Annotated in this window: 24 protein-coding genes; 9 read left to right on the forward strand and 15 right to left on the reverse strand. The window is 52.4% G+C overall.

Annotated features, from left to right (window positions below):
* Positions 1-106: 106 nt before the first annotated feature.
* The 5 genes from IT893_RS10405 to IT893_RS10425 are packed head-to-tail and all read right to left on the reverse strand — an operon-like array spanning position 107 to position 4,684.
* Positions 107-1,453: a hypothetical protein gene (locus IT893_RS10405; protein ID WP_197145119.1), complete on the reverse strand. Its 1,347-nt coding sequence runs from the start codon at positions 1,451-1,453 to the stop codon at positions 107-109.
* An 11-nt stretch (positions 1,454-1,464) separates the two neighbouring features.
* A complete protein-coding gene (locus IT893_RS10410; protein WP_197145120.1) occupies positions 1,465-2,322 on the reverse strand; it encodes a hypothetical protein in 858 nt (285 codons plus the stop codon).
* Positions 2,323-2,349: 27 nt separating this feature from the next.
* A complete protein-coding gene (locus IT893_RS10415; RefSeq protein ID WP_197145121.1) occupies positions 2,350-3,063 on the reverse strand; it encodes a bifunctional 2-polyprenyl-6-hydroxyphenol methylase/3-demethylubiquinol 3-O-methyltransferase UbiG in 714 nt (237 codons plus the stop codon).
* A 32-nt stretch (positions 3,064-3,095) separates the two neighbouring features.
* Positions 3,096-3,731 (reverse strand): HAD family hydrolase, encoded by a 636-nt coding sequence (locus IT893_RS10420; protein WP_197145122.1) that lies wholly within the window; start codon positions 3,729-3,731, stop codon positions 3,096-3,098.
* Positions 3,728-4,684 carry an ATP-grasp domain-containing protein gene (locus IT893_RS10425; protein ID WP_197145123.1) on the reverse strand — a complete coding sequence of 319 codons (957 nt, stop codon included), beginning with the start codon at positions 4,682-4,684 and terminating at the stop codon, positions 3,728-3,730. The genes IT893_RS10420 and IT893_RS10425 overlap by 4 nt, the downstream gene beginning before the upstream one ends.
* 189 nt (positions 4,685-4,873) lie before the next feature.
* Here IT893_RS10425 and IT893_RS10430 point away from each other — a divergent pair, with 189 nt between their 5' ends.
* The 3 genes from IT893_RS10430 to IT893_RS10440 all read left to right on the forward strand — a co-directional run bounded on the left by IT893_RS10430 (position 4,874) and on the right by IT893_RS10440 (position 7,395).
* Positions 4,874-5,284 (forward strand): FdtA/QdtA family cupin domain-containing protein, encoded by a 411-nt coding sequence (locus tag IT893_RS10430; RefSeq protein WP_197145124.1) that lies wholly within the window; start codon positions 4,874-4,876, stop codon positions 5,282-5,284.
* A 47-nt stretch (positions 5,285-5,331) separates the two neighbouring features.
* The gene (locus IT893_RS10435; RefSeq protein WP_197145125.1) at positions 5,332-6,219 is read left to right on the forward strand and encodes a glycosyltransferase family 2 protein; all 888 of its coding nucleotides are present in this window, start codon (positions 5,332-5,334) and stop codon (positions 6,217-6,219) included.
* 72 nt (positions 6,220-6,291) lie between these two features.
* Positions 6,292-7,395 (forward strand): DegT/DnrJ/EryC1/StrS aminotransferase family protein, encoded by a 1,104-nt coding sequence (locus tag IT893_RS10440; RefSeq protein ID WP_197145126.1) that lies wholly within the window; start codon positions 6,292-6,294, stop codon positions 7,393-7,395.
* Between the two features lie 16 nt (positions 7,396-7,411).
* On the opposite strand, the gene IT893_RS10445 is transcribed toward IT893_RS10440, so the two are convergent.
* Both IT893_RS10445 and IT893_RS10450 read right to left on the reverse strand, forming a co-directional pair.
* Positions 7,412-8,284: a hypothetical protein gene (locus IT893_RS10445; RefSeq protein ID WP_064780744.1), complete on the reverse strand. Its 873-nt coding sequence runs from the start codon at positions 8,282-8,284 to the stop codon at positions 7,412-7,414.
* 77 nt (positions 8,285-8,361) lie between these two features.
* Entirely contained in the window at positions 8,362-9,258 is an 897-nt protein-coding gene (locus tag IT893_RS10450; protein ID WP_197145127.1) for a GNAT family N-acetyltransferase, read from the reverse strand.
* Between the two features lie 381 nt (positions 9,259-9,639).
* Here IT893_RS10450 and IT893_RS10455 point away from each other — a divergent pair, with 381 nt between their 5' ends.
* A complete protein-coding gene (locus tag IT893_RS10455; RefSeq protein WP_197145128.1) occupies positions 9,640-10,803 on the forward strand; it encodes an alpha-hydroxy acid oxidase in 1,164 nt (387 codons plus the stop codon).
* A gap of 148 nt (positions 10,804-10,951) precedes the next feature.
* Here the strand turns inward: IT893_RS10455 and rpsI are convergent, their stop codons facing one another.
* The 5 genes from rpsI to IT893_RS10480 all read right to left on the reverse strand — a co-directional run bounded on the left by rpsI (position 10,952) and on the right by IT893_RS10480 (position 14,073).
* Entirely contained in the window at positions 10,952-11,440 is a 489-nt protein-coding gene (gene rpsI / locus IT893_RS10460; protein WP_008890947.1) for a 30S ribosomal protein S9, read from the reverse strand.
* The gene (rplM, locus tag IT893_RS10465; RefSeq protein ID WP_008890948.1) at positions 11,440-11,907 is read right to left on the reverse strand and encodes a 50S ribosomal protein L13; all 468 of its coding nucleotides are present in this window, start codon (positions 11,905-11,907) and stop codon (positions 11,440-11,442) included. Before rplM ends, rpsI begins: the two co-directional genes overlap by 1 nt.
* 155 nt (positions 11,908-12,062) lie before the next feature.
* Positions 12,063-12,503 carry a PaaI family thioesterase gene (locus IT893_RS10470; protein WP_063090063.1) on the reverse strand — a complete coding sequence of 147 codons (441 nt, stop codon included), beginning with the start codon at positions 12,501-12,503 and terminating at the stop codon, positions 12,063-12,065.
* A gap of 138 nt (positions 12,504-12,641) precedes the next feature.
* A complete protein-coding gene (locus IT893_RS10475; protein ID WP_197145129.1) occupies positions 12,642-12,929 on the reverse strand; it encodes a hypothetical protein in 288 nt (95 codons plus the stop codon).
* 253 nt (positions 12,930-13,182) lie between these two features.
* Entirely contained in the window at positions 13,183-14,073 is an 891-nt protein-coding gene (locus IT893_RS10480; RefSeq protein ID WP_197145130.1) for a hypothetical protein, read from the reverse strand.
* Positions 14,074-14,347: 274 nt separating this feature from the next.
* Here IT893_RS10480 and IT893_RS10485 point away from each other — a divergent pair, with 274 nt between their 5' ends.
* From IT893_RS10485 to IT893_RS10495, 3 genes are all read left to right on the forward strand, one after another.
* The gene (locus tag IT893_RS10485; RefSeq protein WP_120224944.1) at positions 14,348-15,142 is read left to right on the forward strand and encodes an enoyl-CoA hydratase; all 795 of its coding nucleotides are present in this window, start codon (positions 14,348-14,350) and stop codon (positions 15,140-15,142) included.
* Positions 15,143-15,238: 96 nt separating this feature from the next.
* A complete protein-coding gene (locus IT893_RS10490) occupies positions 15,239-15,868 on the forward strand; it encodes a LysE family translocator (protein ID WP_197145131.1) in 630 nt (209 codons plus the stop codon).
* 242 nt (positions 15,869-16,110) lie between these two features.
* Positions 16,111-18,081: a methyl-accepting chemotaxis protein gene (locus IT893_RS10495; protein ID WP_197145132.1), complete on the forward strand. Its 1,971-nt coding sequence runs from the start codon at positions 16,111-16,113 to the stop codon at positions 18,079-18,081.
* 81 nt (positions 18,082-18,162) lie between these two features.
* Here IT893_RS10495 and IT893_RS10500 read toward each other — a convergent pair whose 3' ends face one another.
* Positions 18,163-19,041 (reverse strand): sulfite oxidase heme-binding subunit YedZ, encoded by an 879-nt coding sequence (locus IT893_RS10500; protein WP_197145133.1) that lies wholly within the window; start codon positions 19,039-19,041, stop codon positions 18,163-18,165.
* A gap of 201 nt (positions 19,042-19,242) precedes the next feature.
* On the opposite strand from IT893_RS10500, the gene IT893_RS10505 reads away from it, so the two are divergent.
* Positions 19,243-19,665, forward strand: coding sequence for a CoA-binding protein (locus IT893_RS10505; RefSeq protein WP_197145134.1), 423 nt, complete (start codon positions 19,243-19,245; stop codon positions 19,663-19,665).
* A 94-nt stretch (positions 19,666-19,759) separates the two neighbouring features.
* On the opposite strand, the gene IT893_RS10510 is transcribed toward IT893_RS10505, so the two are convergent.
* Both IT893_RS10510 and IT893_RS10515 read right to left on the reverse strand, forming a co-directional pair.
* On the reverse strand, positions 19,760-20,413 hold the full coding sequence (locus IT893_RS10510) for a hypothetical protein (protein ID WP_008890957.1): 654 nt from the start codon (positions 20,411-20,413) through the stop codon (positions 19,760-19,762).
* 170 nt (positions 20,414-20,583) lie between these two features.
* The gene (locus tag IT893_RS10515) at positions 20,584-21,483 is read right to left on the reverse strand and encodes an OmpA family protein (RefSeq protein ID WP_197145135.1); all 900 of its coding nucleotides are present in this window, start codon (positions 21,481-21,483) and stop codon (positions 20,584-20,586) included.
* 226 nt (positions 21,484-21,709) lie between these two features.
* Here IT893_RS10515 and IT893_RS10520 point away from each other — a divergent pair, with 226 nt between their 5' ends.
* Positions 21,710-22,690 (forward strand): mechanosensitive ion channel family protein, encoded by a 981-nt coding sequence (locus tag IT893_RS10520; RefSeq protein WP_197145136.1) that lies wholly within the window; start codon positions 21,710-21,712, stop codon positions 22,688-22,690.
* Positions 22,691-22,754: the final 64 nt, after the last annotated feature.

The raw sequence follows: 22,754 nt of genomic DNA on the forward strand, positions 1-22,754 counted from the left end.
GATGTTGGCAAACAAGCCCCGCAGATGCAAGCAATTAGGCGGGAAATCCCCCTTACGATTTGCAATATTCCCATGCGCTTTGCTCATGGTTGCAAATCATTGCGCCCTATTTCTTACGCTCACGGCGTACGGTATCGGGACAGGCTCGCGCATCCTCGGGCAAAACGGTATAGAATTTCTCGATCTTCTCGTAGCCCGTGGGGCTTGCAACGGGATAGCTTGCAACATAGCGCGCGTCAGACAGCCCGAAGTCACTGGCCTTTAGCCCGGATCGTTGCAACCACATACGCCGATGGGCATCCGACACCACCACATCCGGGTCATCCACCAGAAAAATCGCATCGCGCGCCAGCCGGTCATTGTATTTGTGATGCGTCGGCAGCCAGGCGGCCAGTTGTTTACGCAGCTCACCCGGGCTTGGCACATTTCGCGTGCGTGTGACGAATTTTGTCATGCGCTCAACAAGATCGCTGATATCGCCGGGCGGGACGGAGCCATGGGTTGCACGGTCGATAAAAAAGGCCAGGTCAATCTCGGTCGGATCGCGATTGATCACCGGTTTCAGGGCGTTATATAATTTGAAAAATCGCGCTATCTTGCCGCCATCGGCATTGGCCGCGTCATATACCCGGTGATAGGCCGCCTGCACCTCATACCGCGCGCCATAGGCGGCAAAGCGTTTTTCGAAGGCAGTACGCTTCCGTTCATCAACCCAGATCGCACAGAGTATATCAAACGCTGCATCATTGTTGCCAAGTGCCAGGCGATGCATATCCTCGGTAAACGGTCCAAAGACGTTTTGCAGCAATCCGGGATTGGCGCGCTCGGCGGCAAACAAAATTTGCTGAATTTCCGCCCCTGCCCCGGCGGTTGCGCCGCGCGGCCCCCATGTCAGATAGGCGCGCGGGTCATTGGTATGGCAATAGGGATCGCCTTCAAGGAAGGTCTTGCCGCTGCGGGGATTTCTCGACTGGCAGAAATTGAACTGGATGACGTCATAGTCCGTGCCCTCCAGCGCAAAAGTCAGGTGATTAGCCCGTGTGATGGCATCAGGTGGCGGCAACTGGCCTGGCATTAATAACTGCCAGAGCCCGATCGTGATCGCCCCATAACTTTCGGCCCCGACCGCGGCCCGAACAGCCGCATTCAAGCACGGCTGCAGATCAATGATCGCCTGCCGTGTTTTCGCCCCGACAACCCCATCCGGCGCGCCATAGCTGCTGGCCGGTTTGCCCGCACATTTCGCCGCCTGCGCAAAAAGCCGTTCCTGAAACACCGCCACCGCGCCATATCGCCCCAAGGTCAGCGCCCGGTTTTCAAACCGGTATAGAACCTGTGACAGGTTCTCAGCTGTTGCCGGAAGCACTGCCCCAAAGGCAATGATGCAGACAAGCGCGAACATGGCACCGGCACGGCACGCTGCAACTTTGATACGCGTGTGTGCTCGGAGCATGTTGATCAGCCTTAGTGCGTGAATTCCAAAAGGGGTTTGGTGAACTCAACCTGCGGATATTTGATGAGGCTGTTTAACGCGCGGCGCTGCAATGCCTTACGTTTGGTCGTGTCGGCAACCAAGTCACATACCGCATCGACCAAACCGGCATAGGGCACATCAATGACCCCTTTGCGGAATCGATCCTCGATCACGGTTTCCGGGTTTACTTCCGCGACAACCGCCTTGGCGTTGGTCAAAAGATACGAAACGCGCACAATCTCGAAGATCTGGCTTTCGTAGAAATGGTGATTCAGAATGACTTTTGACCGCGCGATCCACTGATCACGTTCCTTGCCATAAACGCCCATCAGGACCTTCAGGTTGAGCCCCTTGGCTTCAATCTGGCTTAGGATGTCGCGCCGGCGTTCATTGATCGATCCATAAAACAGAACGTCAATGTCCTGTTCGACGCTAATATCGATCCGCTGGAGCTCTTTCTGGAAGCCAATCGGCAAGTAGCGGACCTTTTCAGCCCCCAGCGCCTTGATGACCTCGATATTGGCCGGGCTGTAATCCCAGATTTCAAGGCCGGACTCAAACCAGCCCGTCAGTTGCTCCCGCCATTTCTCTCCAACACCCGTAAGCTGCTCGGCATTAAGGATAATCGTTCCCTCTCGCACGGCGCGCAGAGCCGAAACATCAAGCAAATGCGCCCCGACAATAATATTGACCGCTCCTTGCATAAACTGATTGGTCTGGATCTGCGCCGGATGCCCCGCCTCGCGGATCGAATACATCAAAAGCTCGGCCAACTCCGCAAACGCCAGCGAATGAATATAACCCGGAGGCTGGACGATGCAGATGTTGTAGCGGGAATTATTGGTCATTCTTGAGTTACCCTTATCGGGGAGTATTTATTTATGCGAGGCGACGACATAAATTTCGCCAGCGATATCGGGGTATCGCTCCCCGAGCTTCATAAAAGCCTCCAGCATCTCGGCAGTCCAATTTGCTTCAATCTGGCTGTTGGAAACAGGCTTCAACCAATACCCACCGAAATAATCAATGTTATATCCGGACTGATAGAATGCCTGGCGGAAGCTTTCGGGATTAAATACTCGACGATGACCGTGGTGCCTATCGAGGTCGTTTAACTCATCCTCAGCCTGCAAGAGCCCCATAATAACCCCAGCCTGCCTATGCAATGAGCGGGCATTTGGTACGGCTGCAAACAAAATACCATTCGGAGCAAGGAACTTCTTCGCGACTTCAAGAATCTGAACCGGATTGTCAACGTGTTCAAGAACATGCCCGAGAACTATGTTGTCAAACTTGCGGTCGGTCTCGAAGTCTTCAAAAAGGCACGTAATGACCTCTATGGACGGATATTTTTCTTTCAAACGCTGGCTGAAAAATTCCGACCCGTCGACACAAACGACTTCTTGCCCGAGATCAACAAGATGGCCTGTCATCAAACCCTCTGCGGGTCCCATTTCAAGAATGCTACCCGGCAAAACAAATCTGCGAAACACCTCAAACTCGTAGTGTATGGTCGCAGCGTTTGCACCTTTGTCATAAAGCGAGTTATTCGCTATGTGCTCAAGCCTGCTTTTTTCCTCGGCATCCATAGTGGATCTCCTTAAATGCGCTCAAATCTGTTTCATTTATCCAAGACGGCGCCAAAGATGGCGTCCCTGACCTCAAGCAGTGAACTGTGCGGACGATCCACTCCCAAACCAGCGAGAAAGGTTGGTGAGCGCTGTCCTGTAGAAATGGCATAGAACGGTGTCCCAGTCCTATTGGCAGCGGCAAAATCGGTTTCACTATCACCAACAAAGCCGGCGAACGAGTGCCGGGACAGTACGTTTGATTTTTCATCGACAGCACAAAACGGGGATACACACTCAACACCTTTGAAATAACCCCTGATCCCAAGACGCGAAAGTTGCTGCAAAAGCAGCCGTCTATTTTGCCGCGCTGTCAGCAAAATCAATGTTTTCCCCGTTTTCCGAAAACTATCAAGTACTGTCACCGTATCGCCAAAAAGTGTATCGAGGCTTAACCAATAGGGTGTCTCTATCTCCTGAATCCAAGCACTGGTAATCTCTTTTGCCTTATCTTCATTCAAACCCATCTCCAACAACGCTGCCAATGTTGAGATGCCTTCGCGCTTCTTTTGCCAAACTGCGTCTTCCACGAGATGCACATCAATGCGTTTTGCAACAGCTCGCAAGAGTGTCATCTGGCGTTGTCGAGCGGTTATAAGGGTACCGTCTAGATCAAAAGCGTAAATCATTGACGATGAGCCATTACGAACTCGGTATATTGCCTGGTCACGATAAACTCTTCATCCACTGCAAGCTGGCGAACAAACTTGCTGTAATTCTGTCCAGTGCGACATGCAAATGCTGCAGCTAAAACATCGAACCCGGCACTACATGTGATCGCGGTCCCAGCCCCGGATCGAACATTCAAATCGGTAATCGCCCACCCGTTCCTGGCCCTCATCGCCTGAAAGCAAATCGTGCCGCGTTGCTGCAAGCCCTTGCCAATTCTTCGCGCAATATCGGCAAGCTCAGGATCGAAAAAAACCCGCGCCTTAGTACACACGCCCGATTTGATTTCAATCCTTTCGCGGCAATAAGCAAACGATACATCCATTTGCGCATCGTAAAAACTGTCAACCGTGACCTCAGGACCTTCACATACTTCCTGAATAATCAGGCTTTCGAGTTCCGATTTTGAGAGATCACTTAACTCTTCGACAGATACTTTACGGGCCCCCTTGCTGCCAAAACCACTGCGAGGTTTGACAAAACACTCTGCCTGCGGTGAAAGTCCAACCGGATCAATGATCTTAGGCGTTGGTACACCGATGCTTTTCAGAAACTGATCGGCAAGTTCTTTGTCTATGCATCGCGCATATAGTTCGGAACTCCAAACATCAAGACCACCAAAATTCGGATCACCGATAATATTTTGCGCAACAAGATGCTCTTCGTTCAAGATTGGAACGTAAACATCAATACCTTCTGAAAGTACGATAGTACGTATCTTGTTCTCGTAGGCAGGATTGTCTGCGAACGGAACCTGTACAAATATATCAGAGAGCAGCGAGGCGGTTACCAACTCCGGCGGATTTATATCCACAGAAACGATACGGACCTCATCGCCCCAAACAGCACGAAGTCTGCTTGCAATGGCAAACGATGTACCGGTCCCGGCCGCACCGAGAAGAATTGCCGTCATGACGTTATCTCCGTCAACCTTCTCCAATCATGTCGATGTCCAGAGCTATACTGAACCTTAAAATTATTCGTTAAGTTTTTGTCTGCGCTATGAAAAGATGTACAAGCATCAGAGATTTTTCTGAAATTAACACGAAAGCAAAGTTCTGGTGGTTAACTTTGGAAGATCGAAACATGGGATTTTGATCATATGAGCATTCATCTGTGCAAGATTGTCGAGCTACCCAAAATCTCAAACAGTCAGGGGAACCTGACCTTTATTGAGGCAAACAATCATATTCCGTTCGACATACAGCGCGTCTATTACCTTTATGACGTTCCTGGTGGTTCTGTAAGAGGTGGCCATGCACACAAGAACTTGCACCAACTGATTGTGGCCATGTCGGGAAGCTTTGATATCGTGCTTGATGATGGCAAAGAAAAAAAACGCTTCCATCTCAACCGCTCTTACAATGGATTGTACATATGCCCCATGATTTGGCGAGAGCTTGACAATTTCTCATCCGGATCGGTCTGCATGGTATTGGCTTCAAACTTTTATGACGAAGAAGATTACCTCAGGGACTATCATACCTTTCTAAATGCAGCCGCGGACAGATAGTTCAGATTAATAAAAAGACATTCGAAAAAGGGAGACAGTGGCAAAAGATGTCTCAAACCCCATTGGTTTCAATTGTAATACCCAGCTACAAGCCTGAGTTTTTTGAACAAACTCTAAGGACGGCGATCGGGCAAACTTATAGTAACATCGAGATTATTGTGTCTGACAACTGCCCGACGGAAAATATTGCGCAGACATGCGCGCTCTTCAATGGAGTTCATTACTACCGAAATGAATTGAAAGGCGGGCAGAACATTTTGGACGCGATATTTTCCGCAAAAGGAGACTACATCAAACCACTTTTCGATGATGACTTACTTCATCCATTCTGCGTTGAGCGAATGGTTGAAGCATTTCAGTCGAGCTCAAATACTAGTATGGTGTTTTCTGCATCAGCCACAATCAATAACCAAAACAAACGTGGGAAAGAGAGACGCCCGGCAAATCAAGCATTCTTGATTGACGGCAGGGAACTTCAAAGGCAGATGATTCTTAGCTTCCAGAACTTCGTCGGGGAGTTTTCAACAATCATGCTCAGAGGAGAAACTCTCAAACAGTATGACAGGACCAGCTCACTGACCTATAGTGACACTATTTACGCAAAAGGTTTAAGTGACGTTGTCTTTTACTGGAATACTACCCTCGGGCATCAGGCGCATTATATTGATGAAGAGTTGAGCTATTTCCGTTTCGATCCGCAGCACAATTCAAACTCCAACCCAGATAGCAACCCCGATTTCGTGTTTGCAATCACAGACTGGATTGACCTGCTAATCGCCTCACACAAGAACGGCGTTATCACTGATAGAGAACTGGCCACTCAAGGTGCAAAGCAAGCAAGGGCGCTTAGTGGTTATTGGTCAAGGAAATTCCCTGACGTTGCAGAATTCGGCACAAAGTTCGAGAATTATCTGAAGAGCATAGCAAATAAGTAGCCGGTTCTGAGTCTCACTCGATGTTAAAATGCCAACTGTATCCGTGAACCATGATGAGCAGGAAAAGCGCCGATGAAAGTTGATTTTCTCGATCCGGGTCATACGTACCGCGCGATCAAGACGGACATAGACGCCGCTTATCAACAGGTTATGGAATCCGGCTTTTACATCCTAGGCGACGCTGTTGAAAGTCTTGAAGATACATATGCAAACTACTGCAATGTCAAACATTGCGTCGGGGTAGCAAGTGGTCTTGATGCACTGGTGCTTTCCCTGCGTGCACTTGATGTTGGCCCCGGCGACGAAGTTATCGTTCCGTCTCATACTTTTATTGCGACCTGGCTTGCCGTTTCGCAGGTTGGTGCAAATCTCGTTCCCGTCGAACCGCGCGCGAACAGTTTCAATATCGATCCCGAACAGATAGAAGCTGCAATCACACCAAAAACACGTGCAATCATTCCGGTTCACCTTTATGGGCAACCCGCTGACCTTGACCCGATCCTTAAGATATCGGAGAAACATGACATCCCAGTGATTGAAGATGCCGCGCAAGCGCATGGGGCCTCTTATAAAGGCCGCAAAATCGGTGGACACGGAACCATCGCAACATGGAGCTTTTACCCGGCCAAAAACCTCGGTGCGTTTGGGGATGGCGGCGCAATCACCACAAACGACGCAGAACTCGCAGAAAAGATAAGAATTCTGCGAAATTATGGCTCCCGGAAGAAGTACTTTAACGAGGTGAAAGGCTTTAATAGCCGCCTAGACCCGCTGCAGGCAGCAATGCTTGAAGTCAAGCTTCGACACCTTGATCAATGGAACAATTTGCGCAAAGAGCAAGCCACAGTTTACTTAGAGGAATTGCAAGACAGCAACGTCATTCTGCCTGCAATCCCGGAATGGGCGGATGCGGTATGGCACCTTTTTGTCATACGTCAGCCTGAACGTGACAAGCTGCAAAGCTATCTTGCCCAGCATAACATTGGTACCGGCATTCACTATCCGGTGCCCTCCCACAGGCAGCAAGCATACGCTGACAGTCTCCCGGCAAACGGCAACTATCCACTTGCAGACCAATTTGCCAAAGACGTGCTTAGCCTGCCAATCGGGCCGCATCTCGGTACTGACCAGTGTCGCTACGTAGCAAAGGCAATTAGAGACTTTTCTGCGAGATAGCCCCGGATCCGCCCATTCACATTTCTATTTTCGGATCGTCGAGATGGAAAAACTCTGTCAATTTCGGCCAATCTGAAACAATCGGATGTCGTACTTGCATCCATTCCTTGAGCAAAAGGCTGTTATTTAGCGACACTCGCTTGAGGTGGTATAACTTGTCCACAATTTCGGCCTTGTCCCCGAATTTGTTGCCCAACCAATTCTCCGTGGGATGCAAATAATGAACGTTATACATTCGTGTATTCAGGAATAGCTGAACCAATCGCTCAATCATAAATGGTCGATGATCAAATTTGCGGTTCCGATGGTAACCAGCACTTGCAAAATAGACCTTCTTGAACTCTTCGTCGGTCTTCGCCAGACGGTCAGCGATATCCAAATACAAGTCAAGGAAGCGCACCAAATCACACCAAAATGCGCGATTAGCGATGATGTACGAAGACATACAGAAGGTGTCTACAGGCAACAGCGATTTGGTTATTTGCCCAAGCTCAAGCTTCGGAAAAACAACCTTGAAACCACCATGCCCGCATGCAATCGCTTGCTCCAAGCCGTTGGCAAACAAAGCGTTATTGGCAATCGCAGGATTAAGGATGATGGCGTCGACTTCCTTACGTCGGGCTTTCGCGATCTCTGCCATAAGATGATCATAAGGAACTCCTGACTTCCTTAGAAACTTCCAGGAAAACACGCCCACAAGATCGTCTTCGGTTTCAAACGGATTTTCTTTAAGAAGCTTTCGGAAAAGATCCAACTCCAACAGATCGCTCTTGGCGTTGAAGCTGACATCCCAAGGCTCGAAAACCTTATCGTCCAACTCGTCCAAGAAGGGCTTCTGACTCTCATCGTACCAGGATACGCGGATTTTCAGGTTACCGTTGGAGCTCATCTTTACCTCAAACCTCTTGAAATTTAGCCCACCATAATCACAAAAGGCTTAACTTACACTTACAGCAAGAAGCCATCTCACAGTGTACAATCCTCCATATGAACGACAGACGGTTTACTTAATATCGCCAACCGATACCGCCCGACCTTCTTAAACCCAAGCGCTTCATAGGCTTTCGCCGCCGCTTCGCTGTCGGTTGACAGAATAGCACGTTTAACGCCCCGCGCCCGCACTGCCAGAAGCGTTTTGGCAACCAGGATACGAGCATAACCGTTGGAGCGTTCCTCGGGCGGAGTCCAGACGGGGCCGACTTGAACCATATCAGGCAAGGTTGCGTTAAAGCCGGATAGCGACACCGCCTTGCCGTCGACAATCAGGCCCCACATCGTCCGGGCATCCAGTGCATGGACAAGGCGTGAAGCGATTTTGCTATCAAGGCTTGGTGTGTCTTCCGCGCCAAGTGCCTCGATCTCATAGGCGCGCAACCAGCGCAGCAATGTATTGCGGTCAATCTTTTCCGCATCAACCATCTGAAAATCATCGGCGCGGGCGTTTTGCGGCACGATCAGGTTGGCAAGATCAAGCTCGTAAAGCACATCCGATGCATTGATCGCATAGGGCGCGTCCTCAAGCCCCAGTTGGCAGAGCATATCCTGCGCCGTATCAGCATCACCAAACACACCTGCAACCGGTTTCAGCGGGTCTGCAACAAACGCCGCCGTCAGTTCCTTTGGGATAGCCTTCTGACCGCCGGCCTCGACAAAGACATTGCCATTGCCAAATTGCGCGACAATCGCGCTGATGCTGCCATCCGGGGTCACTTCCCCAAACCAGTTGCCAGAAAGCGGGTGACGACGTCGTTCGATACCGGCAGTTCGCAGGTTCCCGCGCAGCACCATGCAGGTCGCTGCATGATTGGCAAGAAATGCGTTTGCGGCATCAAAATCGGCATCGTGCAGCTTTCTGTACTGCATATCGGGGGTCCCTTTCTTTGGGCTTCAGGTAAGTGCCAAACTTTCAAATTGGCATAAAAAAAGACCGCTCCATTAGCGGCCCTTCACATATCGCAAGGTTATCCAACAGAGGTTCAAACAGTTATGTTTTGAAAACTCGTCGCATCGTTCCAACCATTGGATCACACCTTAAATTCAAAAAATTATCGCGTCAGAGATTTGTTAATATCACAACCTTCCGAATTTTCGATCCCTCTTTTTAAAATTCTTTGGTGCCAACAACATCGGTCTGAATCCGGCATCCGAAAACAGCAACTCAAAAGCTGATTTTCAATTCGGTTTGCGACAACCTCGGAAAGTGGTATTACCAATACAAGGCACATTTTATTCGGAGTTGACCTCATGCCAGTGATTACCTGCGTCGAAGACCTGAAACGCATCTATAAACGGCGCACACCGCGCATGTTTTACGATTACGCAGAATCCGGAAGCTGGACCGAGCAGACATTCCGTGAAAACACTACCGATTTTCAGGAAATTCACCTGCGTCAGCGGGTCGCAATCGACATGGCCGGTCGTTCCACCAAAAGCCAGATGATCGGTCAGGATGTTTCCATGCCCGTCGCCCTTGCCCCGGTCGGACTGACTGGCATGCAAAGTGCGGATGGCGAGATCAAGGCTGCGCGTGCGGCAGAGAAATTCGGCGTCCCCTACACGCTATCGACCATGTCGATCTGCTCGATCGAGGATGTCGCCGAAAACACATCCAAGCCGTTCTGGCTACAGGTTTACACACTGAAAGACGACGACTTCATGAAGCGCCTGTTTGACCGCGCCAAAGCCGCCAAATGTTCGGCCGCGGTCATCACAGTCGATCTTCAGATGCTGGGACAGCGCCACAAGGATCTGAAAAACGGCCTGTCCGCCCCGCCGAAGCTGACTTTCAAATCGGTTACAAACATGATGACCAAGGTGCAATGGGGCCTTGGCATGCTCGGCACCAAGCGGCGGTTCTTTGGCAACATTGTCGGCCATGCCAAGGGTGTTGCCGACGCGTCATCGCTGAGCACCTGGACCGCCGAAGCATTCGATGTATCCCTTGATTGGGATCGCATTCGCGAATTCCGCAAGATGTGGGATGGGCCGCTGATCATCAAGGGGATCATTGATCCGCGCGATGCGTTGGAGGCGCTGAATGTCGGCGCAGACGCCATCATCGTTTCCAACCACGGCGGACGCCAGCTTGATGGCGCCCTGTCCTCAATCCGGGCCCTGCCGGCGATCATGGATGCCGTTGGTGACAAGATCGAAGTCCACCTTGATAGCGGGATCCGCTCTGGCCAGGACGTGCTGAAAGCCTTGGCACTTGGCGCAAAGGGCACCTATATCGGGCGCGCTTATGTTTATGGTCTGGGTGCGATGGGCGAAGCCGGTGTGACCAAGACGCTTGAGCTCATCCAAAAGGAGCTTGAAGTGTCCATGGCGCTGTGTGGGCATACGGATGTGACCAAAGTGGATCGTGACATCCTGATGATCCCGCGCGATTTCTCGGACCGCTGGCAATAAGCAACAGGTACGCCTTGATACGAAAGAGAAAGCGGCGCTCTCCTATGTGAGAACGCCGCTTTCTTATTGGCTTTCGCAAAAAGAAAAAGCGCCACCCGAGGGTGACGCTTTTCCAAACAGTATCGCGAGCCTGTTGCCCGAAAACGACTTAACGTTTCGAGAACTGGAAGCTACGACGAGCTTTGGCGCGACCGTATTTTTTACGTTCAACAGCACGCGAGTCACGGGTGAGGAACCCACCAGCTTTGAGTGACGGACGCAGTGCCGGCTCGAACATGGTCAGTGCACGGGAAATACCGTGACGAACGGCACCGGCCTGACCGGAAAGACCGCCACCGGAAACGGTGCAAACAACGTCGAACTGATCTTTGCGATTGGTTACGCCGAACGGCTGGTTGATCACCATGCGCAGAACCGGACGTGCGAAGTAGTCTTCGAACTCACGGCCATTGACGGTGACTTTACCCGAGCCCGGTTTGATCCAGACGCGTGCAATTGCGTTCTTACGACGGCCGGTTGCATAGGAACGGCCCTGTGCGTCGATCTTCGGCTCCGGCAGGGTGCCTTCTGCAGCAGCAGCAACTTCGCCGCCCTGTGCCAGATCCTTGAGATCTTCAAGAGTTTTGGTGTCGGCCATTATTTGCCACTCCGCTTATTCTTTTCGTTCATAGCCGCTACGTCGAGGACTTCCGGCTTCTGAGCTTCATGCGGATGCTCGGTACCAGCATAGACGTGCAGTTTGGAAAGAACCTGGCTGCGCAGCGGGCCACGGCTCATCATACGCTCAACAGCTTTGATGATGACGCGTTCCGGATGCTCACCGTTCAGGAGCTTGTCCATGGTGCGTTCTTTGATGCCGCCCGGGTAACCGGTGTGCCAGTAGAACTTCTTGTTCTGAAGCTTACGGCCAGTCAGTTTGACTTTTTCGGCATTGACGATGACGATGTGATCGCCACAATCCATGTGCGGGGTAAACATCGCTTTGTGTTTACCACGAAGACGGTTGGCAACAACGGCTGCAAGGCGGCCAAGGACGACGTCTTCTGCGTCGACCACGAACCATTTGCGCTCGATGTCGCTCGGTGTCGCAGTGAAGGTTTTCATTATTTCTATACTCGAAAACTGGGTTCCACGGAGGGAATGTTCCCTCGTTGAAAGTCGGCGCATTATGCCAGCATCCAACAGGAAAACAACAGGAATATTTCACATTAAATCAATGACTTAATGGTTGAGGTATTATTTTACCACACAAATTTAGCCTATTTTTCGGCCGGCGGCATCGCATAAGTCCCGATCACATGCGCACAAAGGCTGTCATCAACGGCAGATCGAATATGGCATTCGGCAATCAAAAGCCGCCTGCCCGCCTTCAGGATTTTGGCCTCTGCAATCAGATCTCCGGGCTTTGCCCCGGACAGGAAATGAACCGTCGCCTCGGTCGTTACCGCCAGATCCGCCTTGGGGACCACAAGCCACGCCACGGCATACAGTGCAATATCGGCCAGCGCAAAGATCGCAGGCCCGGTCACCACATTGCCCGGACGCAGATAGCGTTCCTTGAATGGCAGACGCAGGATTGCGGTATCGTCTGAAAGGCTTTCGGTCCTGACATCCATATCGCCGACAAACGGGACCTTCTCGCGCATGATGGCATCAAAGTCGGCTGGCGTTACACCGGTCCGGGTCACGGAACTGTTCATGGCTTGGATGGCCTCCCTCTGGAGCTGCTTTGACGCAGCATTTTTGTTTCAGGGAGATAGCCTGACATAACGTTTACGTTAACGTCAACAATTTGCGCATACACAGACCGCTTTTAGGGGACATCAGATCCCCAACCACTAGCGGGTCAAAATCCCGGCCACGTCGGTATAGATCGCCACCACAACACACAAGATCACGATTGCCACAATCGCCGTTGCGCCGAGCCCGGGCAAATTTTCACGCATCCACTCACCGGGCGACATACCCGGCCCTTGATCGGATTTTTGCCTGAACCGGGTGTGAACAGGCCCACGCGAAAGATCACGCAGCGGTTTGTCGACTTCGTCGTTGGATGCCCAGTGAAAACGGTTCTCAGGCAAGTAAACAGGCTGACGGTCTTCCTGACCGGTTTCGTCATACATCATGGCGACTTCACAGCATCAGTTGCTGCCTCCTGCAACAGGGTGAACTGTTATCTCGCCCTGATCCCGGCATCTTTTCCATCATGCCATGATCACGGCGGCCCCCGCCTCGGATGATTTCGCTCTATCTTCCCCGTACCTTGTTCTTATCGTTGCGCAACGCGCAAGGCCTAGACAGCCCTGACGTCAAACCACCGAATTCCTCACTAATATATGGAGATTAAGGCAATCGTTCGGCAATAGTTTTTTATCTGTGTTATCTGCCGAGAATTGCCGAAAATTCGTTGACCGTCAGAACCAGAACATAGCCCACAGCCACCGCTGCAATCATGTAGGCTGCCAACCGCGCGATCATCTTGTTAAAGCCCAAGGGTTCACCTGGCTGTTTAGGCCCCTTCGATGACTGCCCTTTTGCAGATCCCGACGACTTTCCCTGCTTTTGCAAAATCGCCTGACGTTTGGCATCAAGGTCTTCATGCAGGGCCCAGTTGTCTTCGCTATCTGGCAGATTGATGCGGGACTTTCGAACCTCGGTCTCTTTCAGGTCGTCTACCCGGCCTGCAATGTCATTGCCGACATCGCCGCCCTGGCTGTCCTTTTCCCGAGTCCGATCAAGCAATGTCTTACCGCCATTCAGGCTGTCGACATAGTCGTCATAGGCGCTACGTTCCTTGTCGATGGCAGCCCTTTGGGCAGCTTCATGGGCTGCAAGATCCTGCGGTCGCACCAATTGTCCGCCCCCTGCGCCGGCCGCGTCTGATGCGCCAGATTTCAGCTGGCTATCGTCTGGCAGGAACATCGAAACAAGCCCGCTTGCCTTGTCCGGGACATAGACATGGCGATTAGGTTTGACCTTTGCCGCGGCAACCGCAGCCGGATTTTTCACATCAGCGCGCTTTTCACTCTTAACCGGCATGGTTGGCTTTGGCCCGATCATGGCTGGAGGACGCAGATCTTCCTCGATGACAGGATCGGGGGCATCACCGGCGTCTTCGTCTTCAGGATTGATCTTGGGTTTGGGCATCAGAAAGGCTGGAATATCAAAGCCGTTCTGTAAAAGACGTGCACGGGCCTCTGCGCGATATCTTTCAAGATCGCGTTCCATCATGTCCTTGCTGTCAAACCGCTTGATGGGCGTTTCACGCACGGGTTTCGTCAGCCGCACAGACTCACGGACTGTCCGGGTCGGAACAAAGCGCCCCGGTGCCCGCCCCCGCCGATTTGGGAAATCTTTACTCATGCACAACCACTTGCCGAATTAATTTTTATTGATCGGGCAAAGACAGAATAACATTCGGCACATCCCCAGGGTTTTATTATTGGCACAGGCCGCTAACCCTTTGCGTGTAATTCTACTACGGTATACCGTGTTTTAAAAATCAAAAAACGTCAAACACATACAGCCATCCGGGAGGCCCGCCATGACCGTTTCCACAACCGAGCCAGAGCTTGTCACACGCACAGACAATGACGGCTTTGTCACCCTGACGATGAACAACCCCAAACGCCGCAATGCCCTGTCGGGGGCGATGATGACGGCCCTTAAGGACGCCTTTGACAAGATCGCCAAGGAGACCACCGTCAGATGTGTCATTCTGGCAGCCGAGGGGCCTGTCTTTTGTGCCGGGCACGACCTTAAGGAAATGAATGGCATCACTGAGTGTGATCAGCATGCCAGCCTGTTTACACAATGCAGCGACCTGATGATGACGATTGTCAGTCTGCCGCAACCCGTCATCGCGCGTGTGCGCGGCATGGCAACAGCAGCCGGTTGCCAGCTTGTCGCCAGTTGCGATCTGGCTGTCGCCGCCAACAGCGCCAAGTTCGCCACCCCGGGGGTCAATATCGGCTTGTTCTGCTCTACCCCGATGGTCGCACTTAGCCGCAACATTGCCCGCAAGCATGCCATGCGGATGCTTCTGACCGGCGATCCGATCAATGCCGAAACCGCCTTTGCCATGGGACTGGTGTCAGACGTGGTCGGTGATGATGAACTTGAAGAACACACCAATGCCTTGGCCGCCGGGATTGCCGCCCGGTCGGGCATGACGGTTCGGCTTGGCAAACAGGCATTTTACAAACAGCTCGAAATGCCGCTGTCGCAGGCCTATTCCTATGCATCCGACGTCATGACGGCGAATATGCAAAAACATGATGCCCGCGAAGGGATCGGCGCCTTTATCGAAAAGCGCCATCCGAGCTGGCGCCACGAGTAGACTGCCCTATATCCGGCAGATTACCTTATGATGGTATTTGCAAACCCTTCGGAATGACGCATTCTGTCAACAGATACCTTTTTCGGAGTACGCCCCATGTCGTTTGAAATCTGGCTTGCCTTTGCTTTTGCCTGTGCTGTGGTTCTGGCCATCCCCGGCCCGACCATCATGCTTGTCGTGAGCTATGCCTTGGGCAAGGGTAAACAAACTGCATGGGCAACGGTTCCGGGGGTTGCACTGGGCGATCTCACCGCAATGACGATCTCGCTGGCCGGGGCTGGTGCGTTACTCGCGGCCTCCGCCGAGGCGTTTACCGTGCTCAAACTCGTTGGGGCGGTCTATCTGATCTATCTTGGTATCAAGATGTGGCGTGAAAAGCCCGAAGCCCTGCATGACAACCCGGATGCCAAACGCAACCGTCCGTCGCGCATGTTCCTGCAGGCCTATATCGTTACCGCCCTGAACCCCAAAGGCATCGTTTTCTTCATCGCCTTTGTGCCGCAGTTCGTGACTGCTGGCGATCCGCTTTTGCCACAGTTTACGATTATGACCGCGACCTTTGTCATATTGGCCGCCATCAACGTTGCGATCTGGGCGGTAATGGCAAGTGCGCTGCGTGAACGGTTCCGCCACCCATCCACCCTGCGTCGCCTGACACGCATCGGAGGCGGGGTGATGATTGGTGCTGGATTGCTGACCGCCCTCACCCGCCGCGCAGCGGGCTAAGCAGCCCACCCCGCCCAAAAGACCGTCGCCTCCTCCAATCGTCAAAAATTTGCTTCAGGCGATTGGTTGGAGGTTTTCCTATATTTACCGCAATATTATAACCTTTAGATATATAAATACCCGTATTATTTGGTATTCACATAAACTCAAAGTTGAGTTTAGATGATCTCCGCAAGTCTTCAGAAGAATGAATATTTATAATTCTTCTAAGAAAAACAATAGATAGGCGGGGAAGTGTGGACATGCTGAAATCTTTGAAAATAGGTCCGCGACTAAGTATCGCGATGATCTTTATAACCTTTGCGACGGCATTGGTGATCGGGCTTATCAATCTTTCCATTGAACGTGACATTGTCGCAGGTGCTGAACAACGCGAACTGCGCGTCAATTTCGAAAAGTTGCGAAGTGCGCTGGACATGGAAGCCGCTCGTGCGCTTGCGATGGCGGATTTTGCCGCAACCATCCCCGCCGCCCAGAAAGCCATGGCGGAAGATGACCGCGATACGCTGGCCGATATTTTCGGCCCTGGCTTCGCTGAACTCAAAGAAAACCATGGCGTGCGTCAGTTCCAGTTCCATAAGGCCCCGGCGATCTCGTTCCTTAGGGTTCATAAGCTCGATAAATTCGGTGACGATTTGTCTTCGTTCCGCAAAACAGTGGTTGAAACCAACACAAAACAACAACCCATCAGCGGCCTGGAAGTCGGTGTTGCCGGTCTTGGCATGCGCGGTGTCACGCCTGTTTTCAACGATGGGACGCATGTCGGCTCGGTTGAATTCGGATTATCCTTTGGTCCGGCCTTCTTTGAAAACTTCAAGGCACACTCCAACACCGATGCCGCCCTTCTGATTGACCGTGACGGCACCTTTGAAGTCTTTGCCTCCACCTTCCCCGAAGGTTTCCTTGATATTGCATCGCCCACACTTGCCGCGGCTCGTGACGGCGAACAGATCCTTGCCCCGCAGGATGCCGAGGGCACCGAACTGGCCCTGATGGCGCGCCCGATCACGGATTTTAGCGGCCAGAACCTTGGCATTGTCGTCATGGGCATTGATCGCAGTTTCTTTGCAAGCGCGATCAACGACGCCACCACCCTGTCACTGGGTGTAAGTATTGTAACCCTGCTGGTCGCACTACTGATCGCCTTTAGCGTCAACCGGTCGATCTCTCATCCGATCCGGGCCATGACCGTGGCCATGAACAAGATCGCTGGCGGCGAACTCGACACCGAAGTCCCGGCAAAGGATCAAAAGGACGAAATCGGCGAAATGGCCAGCGCGGTCACAATTTTCCAGACCAACGCACAGCGCATGAAAAGCCTTGAGGCCGAACAACAAGAACTGCGTCGGAAAAACGAGGAAGAGAAAAAGACTCTCGGTCGCAAGCTTGCCGATGAATTCGAAAATACAGTCGGGGCCATCATCGACGGCCTTGAAAACGCGGCACGCGAAATGGACGACGCATCCCGCGTCATGTCCGGCACGGCTGATGAAACGACCCAACAGGCAAAGATCGGCATGGATGCCGCGCAAAATGCATCGAACAACGTTGCGACCGTTGCCGCCTCGTCCGAGGAACTGTCTGCCTCCATCACGGAGATCAGCCGTCAGGCCAACCATTCAAGCGAGGTAGCCGCCAATGTCTCGAACAAGGCAACCAGCACGCGCGAAACGGTGGATGGCCTTGTCGAGGCCTCAGCACGTATTGGCGATGTCATCGCCCTGATCAACGACATCGCGGCCCAGACCAACCTTCTGGCCCTGAATGCCACGATCGAGGCCGCCCGTGCTGGCGAAGCTGGCAAGGGCTTTGCGGTTGTCGCCAACGAGGTCAAAAACCTCGCATCCCAAACCAGTCGCGCGACACAGGAAATTTCCGAGCAGATCGAAAGTATCCAGAACGCGACCAAGCTGTCCTCAACCGCAATCAACGAGATCACCGATATTGTCGGTGAACTTAACGAAAGCGCATCCGCCATCGCGGCGGCAGTCGAAGAACAGGGCGCTGCGACTCAGGAGATTTCCGGCAGTGTTGAAAATGCTTCTGTCGGGACCAGCGGTGTGACCGAAAGCATCAGCTTGGTCAGCGCGGCTGCTGTCCGGTCGACCGAAAGTGCCGATACGGTTCTGAAATCGGCCCATGAACTGATGGAGTACTCGGTCAATCTGCGCCGCGAAACCAACAACTTCCTAAGCAAGATTCGCTCGGAATAATCACACCAACCCGGTCCACTGTCAGTCAGCCGACGGTGGACCGGAATTTCACGAAACCACAGACATTGCGGGTTATGCCACTTAACGCGATGATGCCTCGGCGGTGACGCTGCTATTCCCAACGAGCCGGGCAATCCAGCTCCGTGCCGGTTTATCTCGCCCGAACAAAGAAATCACACTGATCGCGACACCGGCCAACACCACATTCCATGCCGGGCGTAACGGCCACATCCATTCAAGATTGGCTGCAACCACGCGATCGGCCGGAATACCGGTCGCCAAGGCATACCAGGCATATTCAATGCCGGCTGTTGCCAACCCGGCAATCACCGCAATGACAGACAAAGTCACAGTAGATCTAAGCGACCATCCCCGCCAATGGGCAAAGCGATATAGCATCAGGCCAACAAACATCCCGGCCATCAGCGTTGCTTCACTGACATCGACCTTGGACTGCAAAAAGAAATGCACCACGCCAAGCACGGCAATCGGATAAACCAGTTTATGCAGGCGCCCCCACTTGGCCCCCAGTCTGCGCATCGCTGATTTGGTGGACGTCGCGGTCAAAACCGCCAACCCGATCAGGGCAACAAACCCGATTGTCAGATAAATCCGCAAAACGATCTCGCTGGCAATGCGGCCAACATCAAGATTCTGGCTGATCGCATACAGGCCAAAATGGATCACCACATAGCAAAAGGCAGCCACACCAACTTGGCGGCGCACCTGTACCAGTTTAGAAAATCGGGTTATGCGGCGAAGCGGTGTCACCAGAAGCGTGATCAGTAATATCCGGATGGTCCATTCACCACTTTGCAGAATGGCTTCCTTGACCGGGATGGTTGCCCCGCCCTCGGCAATGACCGGCCACAACAACACGATGCCGGGCACAAGAAGTGCAACAAAGACAGCCAGTTTGAAAAAGGAAAACCGCCCGGATGGATCAAGCCATGGATACATACAAAATAACCCTGTCAGGTTTCGCCGATCCCCCAGTCAAAAAGCATTTGGTGGTCGCCGTCACTTAAATTGCCATCAACTTTCCGCGAGGGCAGCCATTTGCACGCCCATGATAAGCTTACTGACGCATATCAAAGTTGCAGGAAGCCACCACTCATATAACAATCATATACAGTGATCACCCGAAGTGGATGAACCCAAATGGCCGAATTTCAAAATCCCACCGATCCGGAAATCAAAGCGCTTCTGGAAACGACAAAGACCATCGCGCTTGTGGGCGCCAGCCCCAAGCCGGAACGCCCGTCAAACCGGGTGATGAAGTTCCTGCTTGATCAGGGATACAGAGTTATTCCGGTCAATCCAGGTCAGGCTGGTGGCACCATTCACGGTCAGACTGTTGTGGCAAAGCTTTCCGATATCGCCGATCCGGTCGATATGGTCGATATTTTCCGTAACAGCGAAGACGCGGCTGGCGTCGTCGATGATGCCATCGCAATCGGCGCAAAGTCGGTCTGGATGCAGCTTGGCGTGATCAATCCAGAGGCCTTCGCAAAGGCCAAGGCAAACGGCATGACCGCGGTCATGGATCGCTGCCCGGCAATTGAACTGCCGCGCCTGGCCTAAAGCACCGGTCCAACAGGACGCCATCGCATCACGACAACAAAAAAGGCACCGGATGATCCGGTGCCTTTGTCGTTTCAAAATATCTTTGAAAAGCTTAGCTGAGCCCGCACTGCGCAATCAGATCCGGGACAAGGCCCTGGTTGCCGATAAATACCGGCTGCACGGCACTGGTCACGGTGTATGCCGTGGTTTGCTCATCAACAATCGTGTCGAAGTGACCGGCTGTTTCAAGTACCAGCGACATTACGCCATCCGGCTTGATGCGAAGGGCAGCAAATCCGTTGGCATATTCGGTGCGCGCGCATTCGCGACCCAAAATAACATCGAAACGATTGATCAGGGCATAACGCGGATTTTCAACCAGATCGTCACGACCAGAAACCTCACTCGGCTTCACGCCGTATTTCGGCACATATTTCGCAAAGTTCGTTTGCGACTGGACGATGTAACCATCCGGGAAATAAACCGCGACATCCTCTGCCAGCAGGATACGATCCCCAATGACCTGGCCAGAACGCAGAAGTTCCTTGATTCGCGTGCCCGGAATTTCACCGGAGAACGCATTGAAACGCAGGGTCTTTCCGTCGCCGCGCAAGTCAGCGAAATAACGTTCAAACGGAACGACCGGTGTTTTGTCTGCCGCGCGCGCAGTCGGCAAGACCGACATGGTTGCAACTGCCAGTGTAGCAACTGCAAGAGCAACGCCCCCCGAGCGCCGCGAAAAGACCGTCTTGATGGCCTTCAGCATTTGTCCCCGCCTCTCACTTAAATCAGGAATACAATCCAGAGATTATTCACATTAATCCCAAATTCAACACCTGTTTCCGCGAAAAATCGCCAGATCGTCAAAACCACATAGAAAAACAACGAGGTGGCATTATACCACCTCGTTGCCGAAGATTTGGTAAATGTCGGTGATTAGTCGACAGAAATCGTCACACGACGGTTACGCGGCTCACGAACACCATCCGGAGTCGGGATCAGAAGATCGCCTTCACCAACAGCATCCTGCGAAACCATGTCGCCTTTCACACCGCGACCGGTCAGCTCGCCAAGGGCTGCTGCGGCACGACGTTCGGACAGACGCAGGTTGTATGCTGCCGGACCGGCGGCATCAGCGTGACCAACGACGGTGATATCACCCATCGAGGATGCCCACTGCTCAGCAGCTGCATCAAGAACACGCTCGGAAACCGGGGTGATCGCAACGCTGTCAAAATCGAAGAAGATGGTGAACAGACGCGGCTCAGCAGCGGCAACCGGGGCTACAACAACGGCCGGCTGTTCTGCACGCAGCTCAGACATTGCAGCTTCGAAATCTTTCCAGCACTGGCTGATCAGCTCGGTCTGCCAGCCTTCTTCGCTTTCCTCGACCCAGCAGTCAAAGCGAGACTGTGCGATCGCTGCGGTTGCCGGCATTGCTTCGCGCTTGCCGTCATCAAGAAGGGCCAGAAGTTCGTCACGGACGGCGCGTTTCTGTGCAATTTCCTCATCAGAGAAGCGCCAGTTTGCCGGATCTTCCGGAAGAACGATGGTGTCACCGCTTACGCGACCGGCTTTCTTCGCAAAGAAGTCGGCATCGAAGAAGTCATACCATTCGTCAGCTTCGCGCTGTGCGTATGCAAGATATTCGGCCTTAAGCGCTTTACCGAAGTCAGTGGTCGGCTCTTCGGACGAGAGCGCAGACGAGACCGAGCTGCTGTAGGTGAACGGGTTACCGCCGTAAGGTACCGCGGTGCCGCTGTTGTCCACACTGCTACATGCACTCAGAAGCGCAACGCCACCAAGAGCACAAAGAATTTTCGGATTGATCTGCATGTCTTACCCCTGTCATTAAGGTTGTTCTTCAGCTAATAACTTAACACCAATGATGGTGGAATTATGGTCTTAAACGAACAGAATTCTGGTTTGTTCCAGCCATCTAAAAAAAAATGGTGTTGGCGTCCTACTTTTCAAGCGCACTCAAACCTGTAATGCTAATCCTCTCATACAGAAGTATGGTTGGCAATCAACACAATTATGACACGGAGCGGACGAGGTTCAAATGATCGAAACCGATGTAGCGACCATCACAGAAATGCTTAAAGGATTTGCACTGGGCTTTGGCCTCGATTTGCTCGGCGCTGTGCTGATACTCATTGTTGGCTGGTGGGTCGCCGGCCGGGCGGCTGCATTGGTCCGCCATTCCCTAAAGAGTACAAAGTTTGTTGATGCGACGTTAAAGCCGCTTGCATCAAGCATTGTACGTTACGTGATTTTGATTTTCGTAATCGTCGCCGTTCTGTCGAACTTCGGCGTTGAAACAACCAGCATCATCGCCGTTCTCGGTGCCGCTGGTCTGGCAATCGGTCTTGCCCTGCAGGGGACACTATCAAATATTGCCGCCGGTGTCATGATTCTTATCCTGCGTCCGCTCAAAATCGATGAATTTATCGAAGCTGGTTCGATTTCAGGCACCGTTGTTGAAATAACATTGTTTACCACCTTGCTCAAAACGCCGGATGGTGTGTTTATTTCTGCGCCGAACTCGCAAATCTGGAATAGCGCGATCAAAAACTATTCGCGCAACCCAACCCGCCGCCTCGATATCAAGGTTGGCATTTCCTACGATGACGATGTTGATGCGGCCCTCGAATTTCTTAAAAACCTTGTCGCATCCGATGAACGCGTACTGAAGGATCCGGAACCGATGAGCTTTGTCGCCACCCTTGGCGAAAGCTCGGTCGATCTGACCGCACGCGGCTGGGTTGCAACCAGTGAATTCTGGCCGACCTTCTTCGATCTGACCCGTAAATCGAAAACGGAACTCGAAGCGGCTGGTTTCTCTATTCCCTTCCCACAACGCGACCTGCACGTTATCGAAAGTGCAGAAACCGCAAGCACCGCAAAATCCATTGCAAAGCCGGCCGCCAAACCTGCGGCAAAAACTGCAGCCAAGAAACCGGCAACCCGTTCACGGTCGACCGCATCGAAAACGGCGACCAAAACCACGGCTGCGAAAAAGCCGACAGCACCCAAAAGCTGATCTTCTTTTTCACAGAACCGCATTTCGAAAGAGGCCCAGACGGGCCTCTTTTTTATTTGGGTGA

Origin of the sequence: Thalassospira sp. A40-3, assembly GCF_015871485.1 — a bacterium.
GTDB classification, from domain to species: domain Bacteria; phylum Pseudomonadota; class Alphaproteobacteria; order Rhodospirillales; family Thalassospiraceae; genus Thalassospira; species Thalassospira tepidiphila.